Annotated in this window: 14 protein-coding genes; 9 read left to right on the forward strand and 5 right to left on the reverse strand. The window is 69.1% G+C overall.

The annotated features are described in order from the left end of the window. The first annotated feature begins 6 nt into the window (after positions 1 to 6). The gene (locus Q9K23_RS14715) at positions 7 to 2799 is read left to right on the forward strand and encodes a hypothetical protein (RefSeq protein ID WP_152972601.1); all 2793 of its coding nucleotides are present in this window, start codon (positions 7 to 9) and stop codon (positions 2797 to 2799) included. Positions 2800 to 2841: 42 nt separating this feature from the next. On the opposite strand, the gene Q9K23_RS14720 is transcribed toward Q9K23_RS14715, so the two are convergent. The 3 genes from Q9K23_RS14720 to Q9K23_RS14730 form a co-directional block, all read right to left on the reverse strand. After that, positions 2842 to 3579 (reverse strand): metallophosphoesterase, encoded by a 738-nt coding sequence (locus Q9K23_RS14720; RefSeq protein ID WP_020791576.1) that lies wholly within the window; start codon positions 3577 to 3579, stop codon positions 2842 to 2844. 78 nt (positions 3580 to 3657) lie between these two features. Next, entirely contained in the window at positions 3658 to 4434 is a 777-nt protein-coding gene (locus Q9K23_RS14725; RefSeq protein ID WP_053776310.1) for a dienelactone hydrolase family protein, read from the reverse strand. A 39-nt stretch (positions 4435 to 4473) separates the two neighbouring features. After that, positions 4474 to 6900 (reverse strand): ATP-dependent DNA ligase, encoded by a 2427-nt coding sequence (locus tag Q9K23_RS14730; RefSeq protein ID WP_053776311.1) that lies wholly within the window; start codon positions 6898 to 6900, stop codon positions 4474 to 4476. A 43-nt stretch (positions 6901 to 6943) separates the two neighbouring features. Here Q9K23_RS14730 and Q9K23_RS14735 point away from each other — a divergent pair, with 43 nt between their 5' ends. Both Q9K23_RS14735 and Q9K23_RS14740 read left to right on the forward strand, forming a co-directional pair. Then, a complete protein-coding gene (locus Q9K23_RS14735) occupies positions 6944 to 7909 on the forward strand; it encodes a Ku protein (RefSeq protein WP_053776312.1) in 966 nt (321 codons plus the stop codon). Between the two features lie 728 nt (positions 7910 to 8637). Continuing rightward, positions 8638 to 9957, forward strand: a complete 1320-nt coding sequence (locus Q9K23_RS14740) for an MFS transporter (RefSeq protein ID WP_053776368.1) — start codon at positions 8638 to 8640, stop codon at positions 9955 to 9957. Here the strand turns inward: Q9K23_RS14740 and Q9K23_RS14745 are convergent. Next, complete coding sequence (locus Q9K23_RS14745; RefSeq protein WP_020793205.1) at positions 9929 to 10870, reverse strand: LysR family transcriptional regulator ArgP; 942 nt, start codon at positions 10868 to 10870, stop codon at positions 9929 to 9931. The two genes, Q9K23_RS14740 and Q9K23_RS14745, sit on opposite strands and share 29 nt — an antisense overlap. A gap of 73 nt (positions 10871 to 10943) precedes the next feature. Here Q9K23_RS14745 and Q9K23_RS14750 point away from each other — a divergent pair, with 73 nt between their 5' ends. Together Q9K23_RS14750 and Q9K23_RS14755 are read left to right on the forward strand one after the other, a co-directional pair. After that, positions 10944 to 11564, forward strand: a complete 621-nt coding sequence (locus tag Q9K23_RS14750) for a LysE/ArgO family amino acid transporter (RefSeq protein ID WP_053776369.1) — start codon at positions 10944 to 10946, stop codon at positions 11562 to 11564. An 88-nt stretch (positions 11565 to 11652) separates the two neighbouring features. Next, on the forward strand, positions 11653 to 12942 hold the full coding sequence (locus tag Q9K23_RS14755; RefSeq protein ID WP_053776313.1) for an alpha-hydroxy-acid oxidizing protein: 1290 nt from the start codon (positions 11653 to 11655) through the stop codon (positions 12940 to 12942). A 27-nt stretch (positions 12943 to 12969) separates the two neighbouring features. Here the strand turns inward: Q9K23_RS14755 and Q9K23_RS14760 are convergent, their stop codons facing one another. Next, positions 12970 to 13914, reverse strand: coding sequence for an oxygenase MpaB family protein (locus Q9K23_RS14760; protein WP_053776314.1), 945 nt, complete (start codon positions 13912 to 13914; stop codon positions 12970 to 12972). A 166-nt stretch (positions 13915 to 14080) separates the two neighbouring features. Here Q9K23_RS14760 and Q9K23_RS14765 point away from each other — a divergent pair, with 166 nt between their 5' ends. The 4 genes from Q9K23_RS14765 to Q9K23_RS14780 all read left to right on the forward strand — a co-directional run bounded on the left by Q9K23_RS14765 (position 14081) and on the right by Q9K23_RS14780 (position 17771). Continuing rightward, entirely contained in the window at positions 14081 to 14746 is a 666-nt protein-coding gene (locus Q9K23_RS14765) for a TetR/AcrR family transcriptional regulator (RefSeq protein WP_053776370.1), read from the forward strand. Between the two features lie 21 nt (positions 14747 to 14767). Continuing rightward, positions 14768 to 15427 (forward strand): TetR/AcrR family transcriptional regulator, encoded by a 660-nt coding sequence (locus tag Q9K23_RS14770; protein ID WP_020790043.1) that lies wholly within the window; start codon positions 14768 to 14770, stop codon positions 15425 to 15427. Positions 15428 to 15519: 92 nt separating this feature from the next. Next, positions 15520 to 16740, forward strand: a complete 1221-nt coding sequence (locus tag Q9K23_RS14775) for an acyl-CoA dehydrogenase family protein (protein ID WP_053776315.1) — start codon at positions 15520 to 15522, stop codon at positions 16738 to 16740. Next, positions 16737 to 17771 (forward strand): phosphotransferase family protein, encoded by a 1035-nt coding sequence (locus tag Q9K23_RS14780; RefSeq protein WP_305950173.1) that lies wholly within the window; start codon positions 16737 to 16739, stop codon positions 17769 to 17771. Before Q9K23_RS14775 ends, Q9K23_RS14780 begins: the two co-directional genes overlap by 4 nt. The last annotated feature ends 37 nt before the right edge of the window (positions 17772 to 17808 follow it).

A 17808-nucleotide genomic window follows, 5' to 3' on the forward strand; every position in this document is an offset into this window, starting at 1 on the left:
GTGACGATGGCCGGTCCGTCCAGGGATGACGACGAGCTCGAGCGGTTGCAGCGCGACCTGTGGGAGGCCCGCCACGGGCACGGCGGGCCCGGGGAACACGACTTCACCCCGTATCCGTCGCTGATCGCCCGGGCCGACGCGCTCGGGGATCGGCGGACGATGTTCACCGCCCGGCTCGATGCGGCGATGGCGGCGGCGTCGTGGGGTCCCTCGGTGGACCAGCTGACGCTGGTGGCCTGGATGCTTGCCGACCTCGACGCGCGCGGACCCGAACTCCGACTGCACGAGTACGAGATGTTCGAGGTGTACGTCAACCTCGCCGACGTCGTGATGAACGCGATCGAACTGCCGGCGATGGGCTTCGACCAGATCCGGGCCCTGGTCGCCGACTGGACCGTGCGCGCCACCGCCGGGGGCTACGACCCGTCGGCCGTCGAGGCATACGTCGAGGCCGAGATCGCGCTCCACCAGGGCGATCCGGGGCGAGCCGTGGAGATCATGGAACCGATGCTGGGTACGCCGCCGCCACCGGGATTCTGTGACGACTGGATCGAGGCCTGCCTCACGCGGTACTACGCCGAGGCCGGACGTGACCACGACGCGGTGTCGCTCGGCGAGGGCGGACTCGCCGACAACGGGAACCGGTGCGGGTTCTTCCCGGCCGAGCCGTCGTATCCGCTGGTCGGTCCCTATGCGCGCGCGGGCCGCCGCGACGACGTGGTCACCGCGGTCCGCGCCGTCGACCGGGTGTGGCGTCATCCGGCGATGATCGGCCGTGCCGCCGAGTCGCTGATCGGCCTGTTGCACGTCGACGAGCTCGCCACCGCACATCAGCTGGTCCTGCGCCACCTCGACCGGATCGACGAGGCGTTCAGTCCGATGACCGAGCTGCAGCAGGCGACGGCGATCGGTGCCGTGTTCGCGTCGGTGGCCGCAATCGATCCGGATTCCGTGGTGGCGCAACGTATCTCGCCGTCGCAGCCCGCCCGTGTCCGGCCGGTCGGTGAACTCGCCGACGAATTCGCCACGCGCGCCCGGGAACTGGCGCAGCGGTTCGACATCCGCAATCGCACCACCGCGATCTCCGACCGCACCGAGCGGCTGCTGGCCGTGCGGGGCGGCGGATACCCGGAGTCCGAGGTGGTCCCGGTGGCCCGGCGGGATGCCGCCGGCCTGCTGTCGGGGATGTTCGTCTTCCGCCCGGTCTCGGAGCGTCGTGCCGAACAGTGTGCGGAACTGTTGCGGGACAAGCTTTCCGATCTCACCGAGCTGGAACGGGTCCGTGCCGAACAGGCTCTGGCCTGGGATCGTCGGCGTACCGATCCCGACCTGTCGGTCGCCGAACTGCGTACCGCCGCGGAGCGGGCGTCGGCGATCGGCCGGCCGCACTGGGCGATGCAGTCGAGGTTGCTCGCCGACGCACTCGAGGTCGATCTGAGCGCCGGGTCGTCGCTGCCGGCGGCCGATGCCGTCCCCGATCCGGGCTGGGAACCCGAACGGCAGGCGAATATCTGGAACATCCGGGCCATGCTGATCTCGGGCACCGACACGTCGGCGGCGATCGCGACCCTCGACCGGGGACTGGCCGTCCTCGCCGATCCCGATGCCGCTGTCCGGTTGCGTGAGGGCGCGGGTTCACCGGTGGCCGACTCCTGGATGCTCAAGGCCACGATGCACCGTGCCCGCGCCAATCTGCGCGGGTCGCAGGATCTCGAGTTCGCCGACGACGCCGACGCCGCGGTGTCGGCGGCCCGTCGCGCCGTGGCGTCGGCGACCGGTTCGGATCAGCGGATGGAGGCGCGCGCCGAACTGGTCGAGGCGTTGCGGCTGGCATCGGCCGATCAGCAGCAGCGGGACCCGGCCGGGGTGGAACCGCTGCTGGACGAGGCGCTGACCCACTCCCGCTACGTCCAGCGTGCCGAGGTGCTCATGCATCGTTACGAGATCCGGCTCGCGGCAGGCGATCTCGGCGGCGCGGTGGATGATGCCGAGCATGCGCGGGCGGTCCTCACGGTGGAAGGACTCGCCCACACCGCCGACAGCGTCGCCCTCGATCTGGCGGGGGTGATGGTGGAACGGGGAGACGACGCGCAGTCGGTGATCGACATCGTCGGACCGGTCACCGACCGGATGACCGCCCTCGGCGACGACTATCACGCCGATCGTGGCCGGCGGGTGATGGCCACCGCCCAATCGCGGGCGGGCCTGCACGCCGAGGCCGCGATGACGGTGACCGCGGTGCTGGAGACGCTCCCGCCGGACTCCCCCGAGGACGACAGGGCGCGGCTGCTGCGCTTCCGGGCCGACGAGCGCGATGCGGTCGACGACGCGCCGGCCGCGATCGTCGACTACCTCGCGGCCGCCGACGTCTTCGAGGCGATCGGGGCGGTGGTCGATGCGGTGGATGCCCTGCGCCGCGCCGCGATGGCGTCGCACACCCTGCACGATGTCGCCGTCGCCGAGGCCCACCTCGCCCGTGCGGGCCGGCTCCTGGCCGTGCTGCCCGACGGCCCGGAGACCGTCTACACCCGCGCGCAGGTCGACATCGCCGCCGCGGACCTCCGTGCGGCGGAGGATCCCGATGGTGCGCGGGTGCTGCTCGCGGCCGCGCTCGAGGCCGCCCGGCACAACGGGTGGATTCCGCTGGTGGTGGCCGCCTGTGCGTCGGCTGCCTGGGTGGAGTACCAGCAGGACGACCGGCAGGCCGCCGACGCCCGGATCGCGGAGGGGCTCTCCTATGCCCCGGACGACTCGACGCTGCTCGACATGCGGACGTTCATCGGCGAACTGCCCGACTGAGCCCCCCGGGTACCGACCGAGCCCCTCGGGTACTGGGTGGGGTCAGAACATGACCGAGCGGAAGTGCGTGATCAGCCGATCGCCGTCGAGCATGTGGAAGGCGACGCCCGGCGGCTGACCGCGGTTGACGATGTCCTGGCCCTCGAACGGCAGGTTGAGGGTGGAGGCGACGCCCGGCGCCACGCACAGCGGGCGGCCGGCGAATCGGGTGACACATGCCGAATGGGCGTGACCGCACAGGAATCCGACGATGTTCGGGTGCTGGTCGACGAGTTCGGCGAGCCGTTCCTCCCCGGTCTGGCGGATGGTGTCCATGAAGGTCATCTGGATCACCACGGGCGGATGGTGGAAGGCCACCAGCACCCGGGTGTCCGGACCGGCCGCGGTGATCTGCGCCGACATCCAGGTGAGCGTGTCGTCGTCGATGAATCCGTCGTTGCGGCCGGGGATGGAGCTGTCGACGACGAGGAACAGCACACCGTCGATCAGGCGTGCGGAGTTGACCGGCGCCGAACCGGGCTCGCCGAGCACGAACTCGCGGAACCCCTCACGGGTGTCGTGGTTGCCGACGGTGATCAGGGTGGGCAGCGGGCTGTCGATCACCCGGTGCGCCTCGCGGTACTCCGACGGGCTGCCCTCGTCGGCGATGTCGCCGGTGATCAGGAGTGCGTTGATGCCGTCGGCGCGCGCGTTGACGTAGTTGAGCGCCGACTCGATACGGGCGCGGTTGAAGCGCGTCCCGTTGAAATGCAGGTCGCTGATGTGGGCGACGACGAACACTCGGGCTCCCTCGGTCTCGGCTTCCCTGAGGCTAGCCGCAGGTGCCTACCGGGGCACGGTGAGGGTGCCCGCCACCCCTCAGTGCAACGTGCGGGCGAACAGCTTGCGCAGTTCCGCGAAATGATGCTCGGCGGCGTCGTGGTTGTACTCGGCGGTGTCGGACATCGTGTAGCCGTGGCGGGCACCCGGATACACCGTCGTGTGATGGGTCACGCCGGCGGAGCTCAGGGCGTGCTCGAACCGGGCGATTGCCACCGGCGGCAGGGAGCGGTCGTGGTCGGCGTGCACCGCGAGCACCTCGCCACGCACGTCGGTGACCCACAGGTGGGGACTGGCGGAGGTGTCGGTGACGAGACCTCCGGTGTGGAACATCCCGATGGCGGCGACGTCGTCGGGCAGGGTGGCCCCGGCCAGCAGGGCCAGCCGTCCGCCCATGCAGTAGCCGGTGGCCCCGATCGGTCCCGGCGACACCTCCGGGCGGGCGTGCAGGGCGTCGACGTAGGCGCGCAGATCGGGGGTCGCGAGGTCGGGGGTGAGCCGGCGGATGCGCGGCATCGCCCCGGCGAAGAACTCCGCCCGCGACTCGTCGTCGAGGAACTCCACCGAGGGCGAGGTGGCCGCGGCGTCGCCGTCGCGGTAGAAGACGTTGGGGGCGAGCACCACATATCCCCACGAGGCGATCCGGTCGGCCATCGTCTCGATCCGGGGCCGCAGACCGATCGCATCCATGATCAGCAGCACCCCGGGCAGCGGGCCGCCCGGATTGTCGGGGTCCGGAACGGGTTGTGTCAGATAGGCTTCGGCGGTTCCGTCGGGGGTGGTGACGGTGATCGTCGTACCGCGGGTGTCGGTCATCTGATGGTCCTCTTTCCGCTCATGGGCCCGTTGTGATGATCACAGATCGCCGGGCAGTTTGTCCCGGCGAATGCCGCGCCAGCTCGGGTGGCGCAGATGTCCGGTGGAGGTCCAGTCCATGAACTGCACCTCGCCGACGATCTTGGGCAGCACCCACACCGCGTTCGCGGCGACCGGCCGGTCGAGCTTGTCCAGGAACGGCGACCGCGAGATCCGCAGCGGCTCCAGTTCGGCGGCCAGAGCGGTGAGCCCGGCGTCGGTGAACCCGGTGCCGACGCGTCCGACGTAGCGCAGCCCGGTCTCCTCGGGCAGGCCGAGGAGCAGCGAGCCGATGGTGTGGGCGCGGTTGCCGTTTCCCGGTCGCCAGCCGCCGATCACCACCTCGATATCACTCCAGTTCTTGTGTTTGAGCCAGGTGGAGGTGCGGCGTCCCTGCTGGTAGGTCGACGTGCGACGTTTGGCGACGACCCCCTCGAGATGGTGTTCGCGGCTGTGGGCCATCGCCGCGGCGCCGTCACCGCCGAGCAGTGGCGGGACCTCGACGTGGCGGGAGTGCCGGAATGCGGGTGCGAGCGCCTCGAGCAGTGCCCGTCGCTGCTCCCACGGCGTGCGCAGCAACGACGTCCCGTTCAGGTAGAGGATGTCGAACAGGTACAGCTTGAGGGTGAGCGTTTCGGTGGCGCTGTTGCGTCCGGCGAGCAGGGTGAAATTGGTGCGACCGGCGGAGTCGAGGGCCACCACCTCGCCGTCGAGGACGGCGTCGATCAGCCCGAGATCGTCGGCGATGGAGGCGAGTTCGGGGAAGTCGGCGGTCATGTCGAGTCCCGAGCGCGATGTCAGCCGGAACTCACCGCCGACGTATCGCACCAGAATCCGGTAGCCGTCCCACTTCCCCTCGAAGGCCCAGTCCTTCTCCGACAGTCCGTCGATCGGTTCGTCGGTGGCCAGCATCGGTCGCGGATCGCGCAGGCTGTCGGGCAGGATCGGTCGGGCCTCGTCGGTCATCAGATGCGCCAGCCAGTTCTGCTCGCCGGTGCGGATCAGGGCGTAGCGGCCCTGGATTCTGGTGCCGTGCAGCCGCACGATGACCTCGTCGTCGCGCCACTTCTCGGTCTCGTAGGTGCCGCGGTCCCAGATCTCGACATGCCCTCCGCCGTACTCGCCGGCCGGGATGTCGCCGGCGAAGTCGGCGTAGTCGAGCGGGTGGTCCTCGGTGTGCACGGCGAGGCGGTTCTGGTCGGGGTCGGTGGGCAGGTTCTTGGGGATCGCCCAGCTGACCAGCACCCCGTCGCGTTCGAGGCGGAAGTCGTAGTGCAGGCGCCGTGCCCGGTGTTCCTGGATGACGAAGATCGGTCCATCCGATGCAGGGGCGGTCTCGGCGCGCTGCTCGCGGATCGCGTCGTCGCCGAACGGTTCCGGGGTGGCCGTTGCGTCCCGTTTGCGCCGGTACTCCCGCAGGTTGATCACCTGGCCGGAAGTGGTTCCCGCGGGAAGGGATTCGTCGTGTGGTCCCGGGTCCGCGGATTGCTCGGCGGGGTCGGGATCGATGCTGCCGGGATCGGCGGGGTACGGATCGTCGAGTCCGTCGAGCAGGTCACCCATCTCGTCGATGCGTTCGAGGACCTCGGTGTAGAGCAGTTGCCGCACATCGGGGTCGTCGAGTTCGTCCCAGGTGCGTGGTGCGGCCACCCACGGCTGCTCCCGCCCGCGCAGCGAGTACGGGGCGAGGGTGGTCTTGGCGGCGCTGTTCTGGCTCCAGTCGATGAAGATCCGCTGGTGGCGTTCGGTTTTCGCCATGGTCGCGGTGATCGCGTCGGGATGCGTCTGGGCCAGGGTGGTGGCGATCTGCCTGGCCACGGTGCGGGCCGAATCCGACGACACCGGGGTGGGGAAGCGTGCGTAGACGTGAATTCCCTTGCCGCCGCTGGTGACCGGATACGACGCCAGTCCGGCGTGGTCGAGCATCTCGTGGATGGCGAGGGCCACCTCGGCGCATTCACGCAGCGGCACTTCCGGTCCCGGATCGAGATCGAGGACGAGGCGGTTGGCCTTGGGGCCCTCGGCGGCGAACCTCTGCAGCGACTCGTCGTCGCCGGTGGGTAGCCGCCACTGTGGGGTGTGCAGTTCGAGGGCGGCCATCTGCGCGAGCCACACCAGGGTGGCGGCGGAGTCGGCGACGACGTACTCGATGATCCGGCTGCTGTGTTCGACGCCGTGCCGGGCCACCCAGTCCGGGATGCCCTCGGGGACGGCCTTCTCGAAGAACGGTGTGCTCTGCACGCCGTTGGGCCAGCGTTTGCGGGTGATCAGGCGCCGTGCGAGGTGGGGGAGCATGACGTCGGCGACGCGTGCGTAGTAGTCGATGACGTCGTATTTCCGGGTCCCGGTCTCGGGGTAGAGGATCTTGGCCAGGTTGGTCACCGTGATGTGGTGGCCGTCCACCTCCAGGGTCTGTCCGGATGCCATGGGTCCAGCGTGCCACGCCCGCAAGCGCAGATGTGATGGCACAATGGCCCACATGCGCTCGATCTGGAAGGGCGATCTGAGCTTTGGCCTGGTGAACGTGCCGGTCAAGGTGTACTCGGCCACGGAAAGCCACGACCGCAAGTCCTATCAGGTCGACTCGGCCGACGGCACCCGCATCCGCTATCGGCGGGTTCGGGAGGGCACCGACACCGAGGTGGACTTCGCCGACATCGCCAATGCCTACGAGGCCGAGGGCGGTGAGACCGTGGTGCTCACCAAGGACGACCTGTCCACGCTGCCGGTGCAGAAGAGTCCCGAGATCTCGATCCTGGAGTTCGTGCCGGCCGATCAGGTCGATCCGATCTACTTCGACAAGCCGTACTACCTGGAACCGTCGTCGAAATCCCCGAAGGCCTATGTGCTGCTGGCGCGGGCACTGCAGGAGACCGACCGGCTGGCGATCGCGTCGTTCACCCTGCGCAACCGCACCCGGATGGCCGCCTTGCGCGTGATCGAGCCGGGTGTGATGACCCTGCAGACGCTGTTGTGGCCTGACGAGGTGCGCGTCCCGGACTTCGGTTTCCTCGGTGAGGACGTCGAGATCCGGCCGCAGGAGCTGTCGATGGCGTCGTCGCTGATCGAGTCGATGGCACAGGACTACGACCCGAGCGAGTTCTCCGACACCTACCAGGAAGAACTGGCCAAACTCATCGAGGCGAAGGCCACCGGAGACGAGGCGTTCCCGGAGACCGACGAGGATGCCGGCGCCGACGAGGACTCCGAGGTCGCCGACCTGCTGGCCGCCTTGCGTGCATCGGTGAAGGACCGCGGCGGATCCGCCGAGCAGGCCGCAGAGAAGGCCCCGGCGAAGAAGGCCCCCGCGAAGAAGGCGGCTGCCAAGAAGGCCCCGGCGAAGAAGACGACGGCTGCCAAGAAGACGACGGCTGCCAAGAAGACGACGGCTGCCAAGAAGACCACCGCGAAGAAGACGGCCCGCCGCGCCAGCTGACCGGTCTGCCTGTGGTGGGGTTTCGAGGTCGGCCGGCGGAGGTTTCGACTCGTCTCGTCGCTTCGCTCCTCGTCGGCTCAACCAGCGTTTTCGTGCTCCTCGCCGGGCTCGTACAGTTTCTGATCGGGTGGTGCCCACTTCTGAGGTGGTGGGGTTGGGGACGTCGGCCGGCGGAGGTTTCGACTCGTCTCGTCGCTTCGCTCCTCGTCGGCTCAACCAGCGTTTTCGTGCTCCTCGCGGGGCTCGAACAGTTTCTGATTGGGTGGTGGGTAGTGATTGCTGATTGAGCCGGGACCGAGCCCTGAAGGGCGAGGACCCGTGTCGAAATCTGCGCAGCGTGGGGTGGGTGGTGTCTGGTCTCGTCGCTTCGCTCCTCGTCGGCTCAACCGGCGTCTATGTGGTCCTCGCCGGGCTCGAACAGAGCTGATTGGGTGGTGGGCAGTGATTGCTGATTGAGCCGGGACCGAGCCCTGAAGGGCGAGGACCCGTGTCGAAATCTGCGCAGCGTGGGGTGGGTGGTGTCTGGTCTCGTCGCTTCGCTCCTCGTCGACTCAACCAGCGTTCTTGTGCTCCTCGCCGGGCTCGACCCGTGCCGATCGGGTGGGTGGTCGCGACCGCGGTTCGAGCCGGTGGTGACCCGCTCCGAGGCCGTCCAACCGACGGCGGGCGAGCCGACCGGCGCCGAAATCCGTTCGCCTCGGCGGGGCGGGATCGGGCAAGCTCTAGTGGTGAGTTCTACCGCGTCGTCCACCACCGTGCTGCCGAAGGCACTCCGACCGTTCGTCGGCGGCCAGTACCGGTTGCTCGCCGCCGGCCTGGTGTTCGCGCTGTTCTCCGACGGCGTGTGGACCATCGCCCTGGTGTGGCAGGTGATCGCCCTGGGGGGCGGGCCCGCGCAGGTGTCGATCGCGACCGGTGTGGCCGCGATCGGGATGGTGGTCTCGACGCTGGCCGGTGGTGTGCTCGCCGACCGGGTGTCGCAGCGTCGGATCATCATCGGCCTCGAGGTGGTCAAGACCCTCGCCTTCGTCTCGGTGGGTGTGTGTGCGCTCGTCGGGGTGCTGTCGTTGCCGATCGTGGTGCTCGCCGCATTGTTCGGCGGGATCACCACCGGCATGTACTACCCGGCGTATTCGGCGTTGCTGCCGAGCATCGTGACACCGTCGGAACTGCAGGCCGCCAACGGGATCGAAGGATTCCTGCGGCCGGTGCTGTTCCAGGCGGTGGGTCCGATGGTGGCCGGTGCGGTGATCGCGGCAGCGGCACCCGCGCAGGCGATCGTGGTGGCCGCCATCGCCAGTGTGGCCGCCGGTGTCTGCTATCTGGCGATGCGCCCGGTCCCGTTGCGTCGTGACGTGACCACGCTGCGCGGCAACGCGTTCCGGTCGATCGTCACCGACATGGCCGAGGGTTTCGTCTACATGTGGCGGACCCCGTGGCTGTGGTCGACGTTGTTCTTCGCGACCATCCTGGTGCTGGCGACGATGGGTCCGATCGAGGTGCTCATCCCGTTCGCACTGCGGGAACGCGTCCACGGTGGTGCCGGTGACCATGCGCTGGTGCTGGCCGGTTTCGGTGTGGGAGCGGCGATCTCGTCACTGGTGTTCGCATCCATCCCGATGCCGCGGCGGTATCTCAGCGTGATGTTCGCGGTCTGGGGATTCTCCTCGGTCCCGTTGGTGCTCATGGGGATCGCCGGTCACACCTGGGTGTTCATCGTCGCCGCCTTCGTCACCGGTGTCCTGTTCGACGGTCCGATGGTGTTGTGGGGCACGCTGTTGCAGCGTCGGGTCCCGCCCGCCCTGCTCGGGCGGGTGGCCTCGCTGGACTTCTTCGTCTCGGCGGTGCTGATGCCGGTGTCGATGGCGCTGGCCGCACCGCTGGCCCATGCGATCGGCCTGCAGGCCACGTTCATCGTCTGTGGGCTGCTCCCGGTACCGTTCGCGCTCTGTTTCTATCTCGCCGCCCGGTTGTGGCGTGACGAGGTGGACCACCCTCTCGTCGACGACGAGCCGCACCTCACCGCGGTGCCCGCGCCTGCGGACTGAGGTGCCCGACCGGATCGAGATGGGTGGCCGCGGCGTCGGCGATGTAGTCGGTGAGTGCGGTCAGCAGCGGTGAACTCACCGTCCAGTACTGCCAGTACAACGGGACGTCGACGTGGCGGTCGGTGAATCGGACCAGCCGACCGTCGGCGAGTGCGCCGGCGATCTGCACGGTCGGCGCCGCACCCCATCCCATCCCGAGTTCGATCGCACGGTGGTACTCGACCGACCCGGGGATGTACACCCCGGGCGGATCGCCCGGGGTGTCGGTGAGGATGCGCAGGACGTCGCGTTGCAGCTGGTCACTGCGGTCGAAGAGCATCATCGGCGCGCGGGCGAGTGCGGCGTCGGTGGGGCCGTCGGGCATCCACGTCGCGAGGAAGTCGGGGGTGGCGACCGGTAGATAGCGCATCGAGCCGAGCGGCTGCACCCGGCAGCCGCGGATGCGGTCGGGGATCGAGGTGATGGCGCCGAGCACCTCACCGGTCCGCAGGTACTCGCTGTTGCGGGACTCGTCGTCGCGGCGGACCTCGACGGCCGCGGCATGGTTGCGGTGGAAGTCGGCGAGGGCGGGCAGCAGCCAGGTGGCCAGGGAGTCGGCGTTCGCCGCGATCGGCAGATGGACGAGCGGCCGGTCGGTGCCCGGTGGGCCGTCGGCGGACCCGGCGAGTTCCTGACCGGCCTCGGTGACCAGCAGTTCCCACTGTTCGGCCAGACGCACCAGGACCTCGCCGTCACGGGTGGCGCGCACCGGTTTGGTGCGGCGCACCAGGACCCGGCCGACCGAGTGCTCGAGGGCCTTGATGCGCTGGCTGACCGCCGACGGCGTGATGTGCAGGACCGTCGCCGCGGCCTCGAACGTGCCCTCGCGCAGTACCGCCGACAACGTCTGCAGTGCGTCCTGACCGATCTCCATATGAAGTGAGTCTAATGATTCATGAAAAACATTCGCTGGTCTTCGGGTGGAGACGCTCCTAGCGTCGGAGAACGTGAACGCATTCCTGCTGCCGGCGCTGGCCGGCCTGCTGACCGGTATCGGGCTGATCGTGGCGATCGGACCGCAGAACGTCTTCGTCCTGCAGCAGGGGGTGCGCCGGACGCACGTCGCGCCGGTGGTCGCGGTGTGTGCGCTGTCCGACGTCGTGCTGATCGTCGCGGGGGTGGCCGGGCTCGGGGCGCTGATCGCGGCCCATCCGCGGGTGGTGACCGTCGCGACGATCCTGGGCGGCATCTACGTGATGGTGCTGGGCGGGATGGCCGCACGGCGATGCCTGCGTAGTGGTGAGGCGATCACCGCCAACCGCGCCGAGGCGGCGACGGTCAGCCGGTGGGCCGCCATCGGTACCGCGTTCGCGCTGACCTGGCTCAATCCGCACGTCTACCTCGACACCCTGGTCACCATGGGCGCCATCGCGAACGGACAGGGCGCCGGGAAGTGGGCGTTCGCCGTCGGCGCGAGCCTGGCGAGCGTGCTGTGGTTCTCCCTGCTCGGCGGCGGCAGCCACCGCGTCGCACCGCTGTTCGCCAGACCTGCGGCGTGGCGGGTGATCGACGGGGTGGTCGCGGTGATCATGATCGGGATGGGGGCGGCCCTGCTGGTGTCGGCGTGAGCGGCCCTGCCGGCCCGGGGCAACAGGGCAACCGGGCCGGGGGTGCGTGCTTTACTGTGGCCACCGTCGAATTCGGGAGGGGTCACCGATGACCGCAGGCTGGGGCCGGGCACGTCAGAACGACATCTACGGTGCAGGTGTGCACGGGCGGAAGCCGGTGGTGCCCGCGGATTTCGCCGGCCTCGAACGTCGCGCACGCACGGTGATGTCGGCGCGGGCGTGGGCCTACATCGCGGGCGGGGCAGGTGAGGGCCGGACGATGACCGCCAACCGCGAGGCCCTCGACCGGTGGGCGATCGTGCCGCGGGTCCTGCGTGATGTGTCGCAGCGCAGTCTCGAGGTGGATCTGTTCGGGACCCGGTTACCCGCCCCGATCCTGTTCGCACCGGTCGGCGCCGGCGGCCTGGCACATCCCGACGCCGATGTGCACATCGGTCACGCAGCTGCGGAACTCGGTGTGCCGTACATCTTCTCGAATCAGGGCAGCGCCCCGATGGAACGCATCGCCGCGGAGATGGATGCGGTGCGGCCCGGCGCGCCACGCTGGTTCCAGCTGTACTGGTCGGTCGACGACGACCTGGTGGACTCGCTGGTGCACCGCGCCGAGACGTCCGGGGCGCAGGCCGTCGTCGTCACCCTCGACACCACGATGCTCGGCTGGCGCCCTCAGGATCTGGCCCTCGGGTCGCTGCCGTTCGCGCGGGCCGAGGGGATCGCCCAGTACACCTCCGATCCGCGCTTCGCCGAGATCGTCGCCGAGCGGACCCGCGCCGCCACCGATTCGACCGAGCGGCAAGAGATCTCGGTGGGTGCCATCAAGACCTTGTTCGCCATCGCCCGCAACACCCCGGGTGCGTTGCTACGCAATCTGATCCGGCCGGAACCTCGGGTCGGTGTGCAGACCTTCCTGGACATCTATTCACGGCCGTCGCTCGGCTGGGCCGAGATCGCATCACTGCGGGACAAGACGTCGTTGCCGATCGTGCTCAAGGGAATCCTGCACCCCGACGATGCACGCGCCGCCGTCGACGCCGGGATCGACGGCATCGTCGTCTCCAACCACGGTGGCCGCCAGATCGACGGGGAGATCTCGTCGGTCGACGCCCTGGCCGATGTCGCCGACGCCGTCGACGGTCGTGCCACGGTCCTGGTGGACTCCGGGATCTACACCGGCGCCGATGTTTTCAAGGCGCTCGCGCTGGGTGCCGACGCAGTGTGTATCGGCCGGCCGCATATGTACGGGCTGGCACTCGCCGGTGCCGACGGTGCTCGCGACGCCGTGGCGAACATCATCGCCGAGCTCGACCTGACGCTCGGGTTGTCGGGGCACACGTCGGTGTCCGAGCTGGATCGCGATGCGCTGAAACAGATTCGGTGAGCCCGTGCCGGCGTCGGCCGGCTGCGCTCAGACCAGCGGCCGGTGGGTCCGCATACGCCACTTGACGTCGGCGAGCAGGAGATTGAACGGGAAGGCGCGCAACGGCTTCGGGAATCGCCGGATCAGGGCGCGGGCGATGGCGTTGTGGATGTCGAAGAACCGTTGCTGCCACGGCCGCATCTCCACGCCCATGGCGGTGCGGAATCCCTCGGGGAGGAAGCCGATGGTGAAGATCTCCGAATGCCAGCCGAACAGCTTCGACATCACCGGCCCGGCGAACTCCATCCGGGCGATCGACATCAGGTGCTCGCGGATCACCGGATCGATCTCCAGGTCGTCGAGCATGCCGTTCCAGTAGTCCTCGAAATCGGCGCGGGTGGCAGGCCACATCTCCCGCGGCATCTGCAGTGTGGTGCCCATGACCGCACCCTGCTGGTAGGCGGTCTCGGTGATCGCCGCCGGATCGCCGTAGATGCGCTGCACGTCCTCCCACCCCTTGTACAGGCATGCGGCCACCCACAGCTGCAGCGTCGGATCGAAGGCGTTGTACTTCACCGGACTCTCCGGAGTCGAGCGGACCTTGGCGTGGGAGCGGCCGACCGCACGACGATATGCCTTGCGCACCTTGGGATCATCGCAGCTGGCCACCGCCAGGTACGACAGTGTGGTGCGGGTGCGCTTGAGCGGATGCTTGAACAGGTTGCCGGAGTCGACGCGGCTCTCGTACACGCCGTACCCGACGGCGGGCAGGGCCAGCTGCATGATCACGTTGGCAGGTCCGGCGAGTGCGGCGATCCCCAGCAGCTCCAGGTTCGCGGCCGGGAGTGCGTCGAGCTCGGCGCGCGACATCCGCGCGGCTTTCGGCAGGAACTCGGTGTCCGGTGAGTCGGCGGCCAGGTGGGCGGCCAGGGCGGATTCGGCTGTGCCCGGGTCGTTCCCTGCTGTGCTCAGGTCATCGCGTGCCGCGGTCATGACGTCCTCCCCGATCTGTCGTGTGCCCGGTGTGTGATCGTCACCCGGCGTGTCTGGCGAATGTCGGGACGGCACCCCTCGAGCCGTCCGGAAATTCTGGAAACGCATGTTTCCTGATTGATTGAACCGCTCCGTGCGGTGGGGTGTCAAGGGTGAGGATGCCAAGATGGGAGCCGTGACCGACGCTTCCCGGCCCGTCGACGGCCAGTCCGAGCGGAGTGCCGCGCTGCGCTCCTACGGTGGGGTCGACGGTGACGAGCGGATCGCGCGGCGTCGGATCGCCCTGATGGATGCCGCCCTCGACCTGCTCGGCGCCGACGGCGGGGGATCGGTGACCGTCCGGGGGGTGTGCCGCGCATCGGGGCTCAACCCCCGTTATTTCTACGAGAGTTTCGACTCGGTGGAGGCCTTGGTGGCCGCGACCTTCGACCGGGTGGTCGACGAGATCTCCGACTCGGCCCTCGCCGGATTCGGTGCCGGCGACGACATCGACGACAAAGTCGCGGGGGCGGTGGGTGCGATCGTCGACATCATCGACGACGACCGGCGCAAGGGCAGATTGCTCTTCTCGCCCAAACTCCTGTCGCCGACGATCGCCGACAAGCGCAGCGAATCGACGGCCCTGTTCGCGATGCTCACCGTCGACACCGCGTCGAATGCGCTGGCCAAGCAGGTGTCGCCGGAGGCGATCGGCGCGGCCCAGTTCGAGGTCGGCGGGCTCGCGCGATTGCTGTCGGCCTGGCTCGACGGCGACGTGGCGCTGGGGCGTGACGAGGTGGTCGCGCTCAGTGTGCGACTGATGATGTCGCTGGTGGATGCGGTGGCCGGGTAGGCATCGGGATATGTTGGTCACATGAGTGGCGGAGTCGAGCAGACGCAGGTGGAGTCCGCGGACACCCCCGAGAGCACCGAGGACGGCTGGCGGGACTACGGGGTCGAGGAGCTTCCTGTGCCACTCGCGGCTGCGCTCGCGGCGTTCGCCGAGCACGGCTATCACGGCACCTCGGTGCGTGAGATCGCCGCGCGGGCCAACCTCTCGGTACCCGGTCTCTACCACCACTACCCGTCCAAGCAGTCGCTGCTGCAGGGCCTGCTCGAACGCACCATGACCGATCTGCTCGCCCGCTCGGAGAAGGCCATCGAGGAGGCCGGCCCGGAGCCGATCAACCGTTTCGACGCCGTCGTCGAGTCGCTGTTGCGGTTCCACATGTACCGCCGTGAACAGGCGTTCGTCGGGTCCACCGAGATCCGCAGCCTCGACGACGACTACCGCCCCACCTACATCGGCTACCGCGATCGCCAGCAGCGGATGGTCGACGAGATCGTGTTCGCCGGGGTCGGGGAGGGCGTCTTCGCCACCGAGTACCCCAAGGATGCCGCCCGTGCGGTGGCGACCATGTGTGTCGGTGTGTCCACCTGGTTCAAGCTCGACGGTGAACTCGGTGCCGACGAGCTCATCCGCCGCAATCTGCAGCTCGCGCGGTCCATCGTGGGATACCGCCCGCAGTCGTGAGGGGTTGACCCACGCGGATGAGCCTGGCAGTCTGACTCCGACAGAACGAGCGATCGGTCGGTACGCTGATCGTGTGCCCTGAGGAGGAATGCATGGCCATCGACCTGCGGTACGGCCCGGACGTGGTCGACGTCGTCGAGAAGACGACCCGCTTTGTCCGCGAGTACGTGTTGCCGATCGAAGATCGCTTCGGCGGCGACATCACCGCCGCCGGCGGCGACGAACTGCGGCGCGAGATGAATGCCAAGGCCCGCGCCGACGGCATCCTCGCCCCGCACGCGCCGGTCGAGTTCGGCGGACTCGGACTCGACATGTCCGACCGTGTCCCGGTGTTCGAGGCGGCCGGATACTCGACGTTCGGGCCGGTGGCCCTGCACATCGGCGCCCCCGACGAGGGCAATGTGCACATGCTCGCCCACATCGCCGACGACCGGCAGCGCGAGCTCTACCTCGGTCCGCTGGCCACCGCCGAGGTCCGATCGGGCTTCGCGATGACCGAACCGGCCCCGGGTGCGGGCGCCGACCCCAATGCGCTGCGGACGCAGGCCACCAAGGTCGACGGCGGCTGGAAGATCAACGGCATCAAGCACCTGATCACCGGTGCCGAGGGTGCCGGGTTCTTCATCATCATGGCCCGCACCGCCGGTGCCCCCGGCGACCGTGGCGGCGCCACGATGTTCCTGGCCCCGGCCGACACCCCGGGTATCGAGGTGGGCCGGCATGTCCCCACCATCGACCGGTCGATGATCGGTGGTCACTGCGAGGTGCTGTTCACCGACGTGTTCGTCCCCGACGAGGACGTCCTCGGTGAGGTCGACGAGGGCTACCGCTATGCCCAGGTGCGCCTCGGTCCGGCCCGCATGACCCATGTGATGCGCTGGCTCGGCGCGGCCACCCGCTGCCACGACGTCGCCCTCGACTATGTCTCGCGCCGTGAGGGTTTCGGTGGCCGGCTCGGTGATCTCGGCATGATTCAGCAGATGGTCGCCGACAACGAGATCGACCTCGCCGCCACGCGGTCCCTGCTCGTCAAGGCCTGCTTCGAGCTCGACCAGGGCAGTCATGCCTCCATCGAGACATCGATCGCCAAGACCTTTGCGGCCGAGGCATTCTGCCGGGTGGCCGACCGGTCGATGCAGATGTGCGGCGGACTCGGTGTGTCCGACGACCTGCCGATCGCCCGACTGCAGCGGGAACTGCGCCCGTTCCGGGTCTACGACGGGCCCTCCGAGGTGCATCGCTGGTCCATCGCCCGTCGGTCGATCGGGCGCGCCCGCAAGGCTGCCGCGGCAGCAGAGGCGGGCCAGGTATGAGCGACACCGGGACCGGGATCGACCCGCTCAGCGTCCTCGACCCCGTCGTTCTGCGGAAGTTCTTGGTGGACAACGGTGTCGCGGTTGCCGGTGACCTCCAGATCAGCCTGATCAGCGGCGGCAAGTCCAATCTGACGTTCACCGTCACCGACGGGGTCACCCGCTGGATCGCGCGCCGCCCGCCGACCGGTGGACTGACGCCGTCGGCCCACGACATGGCACGCGAGTGGGCGGTGACCAGCGCGCTCGGCGGTACGGACGTACCGGTCGCGCCGACGGTGGCCTTCGATGTGGAGGGCGAGGTCCTCGGGGCGCCGTGCACCGTCGTCGAATTCGTCGACGGGCGGGTGATCCGTACCCGTGCCGATCTCGACGAGCTCTCCGATGCCGAGGTCGACCGCAATCTCGACGGCCTCGTCTCGACCCTGGCCGCCCTGCACGCGGTGGACTACGAGGCCGTCGGGCTCGGCGAATTCGGCCGTCCGGCAGGGTTTGCCGCCCGCCAGGTGAAGCTGTGGGCGCGGCAGTGGGGGATCGTCAAGTCCCGCGAGCTGCCCGACGTGGACAAGCTCGTCGGGCTGCTGTCCGAGCGGGTGCCGGCGGACGCCCGCAACACCATCGTGCACGGCGACTACCGGGTGGACAACACGATCCTGTCCGCAGACGACCCGGGAAAGGTTGCGGCCGTGGTCGACTGGGAGATGGCCACCCTGGGCGACCCGATCACCGACGTCGCCCTGATGTGTGTGTACCGGGAGCCGGTGTTCGACGCCGTCGTCGGATTCGACGCCGCGTGGACCTCTCCGCGCTACCCGTCGGCCGACGACATCGCCCAGCGCTATGTGACCGCCACCGGAAACGAGCTGGGGGACTGGGACTTCTACCTGGCCCTGGCGAACCTGAAGCTCGGCGTGATCGCCGAGGGCATCGCCCACCGGGCGCGTGCCGGGGCGTCGTCGGGCGCCGGTGCGGAGAAGGCCGACCAGGCGACCGGTGAGTTCATCGCCGCCGGTCTACGCCGGCTGGCCTGACCGGCCGCAATCCCACGAGATCATCGCGAGGGCGTGT

This window comes from Gordonia sp. NB41Y, assembly GCF_030718915.1.
Classification (GTDB): Bacteria; Actinomycetota; Actinomycetes; order Mycobacteriales; family Mycobacteriaceae; genus Gordonia; species Gordonia desulfuricans.

What these genes read in the sequence shown, in the direction of transcription:
- Q9K23_RS14770 (WP_020790043.1), top strand. Translation starts at nt 14,768, where the DNA reads ATGAGTGGCGGAGTCGAGCAGACGCAGGTGGAGTCCGCGGACACCCCC.
- Q9K23_RS14715 (WP_152972601.1), top strand. Translation starts at nt 7, where the DNA reads ATGGCCGGTCCGTCCAGGGATGACGACGAGCTCGAGCGGTTGCAGCGC.
- Q9K23_RS14735 (WP_053776312.1), top strand. Translation starts at nt 6,944, where the DNA reads ATGGCCCACATGCGCTCGATCTGGAAGGGCGATCTGAGCTTTGGCCTG.
- Q9K23_RS14765 (WP_053776370.1), top strand. Translation starts at nt 14,081, where the DNA reads ATGGGAGCCGTGACCGACGCTTCCCGGCCCGTCGACGGCCAGTCCGAG.
- Q9K23_RS14780 (WP_305950173.1), top strand. Translation starts at nt 16,737, where the DNA reads ATGAGCGACACCGGGACCGGGATCGACCCGCTCAGCGTCCTCGACCCC.
- Q9K23_RS14730 (WP_053776311.1), bottom strand. Translation starts at nt 6,900, where the DNA reads ATGGCATCCGGACAGACCCTGGAGGTGGACGGCCACCACATCACGGTG.
- Q9K23_RS14760 (WP_053776314.1), bottom strand. Translation starts at nt 13,914, where the DNA reads ATGACCGCGGCACGCGATGACCTGAGCACAGCAGGGAACGACCCGGGC.
- Q9K23_RS14745 (WP_020793205.1), bottom strand. Translation starts at nt 10,870, where the DNA reads ATGGAGATCGGTCAGGACGCACTGCAGACGTTGTCGGCGGTACTGCGC.
- Q9K23_RS14775 (WP_053776315.1), top strand. Translation starts at nt 15,520, where the DNA reads ATGGCCATCGACCTGCGGTACGGCCCGGACGTGGTCGACGTCGTCGAG.
- Q9K23_RS14755 (WP_053776313.1), top strand. Translation starts at nt 11,653, where the DNA reads ATGACCGCAGGCTGGGGCCGGGCACGTCAGAACGACATCTACGGTGCA.
- Q9K23_RS14725 (WP_053776310.1), bottom strand. Translation starts at nt 4,434, where the DNA reads ATGACCGACACCCGCGGTACGACGATCACCGTCACCACCCCCGACGGA.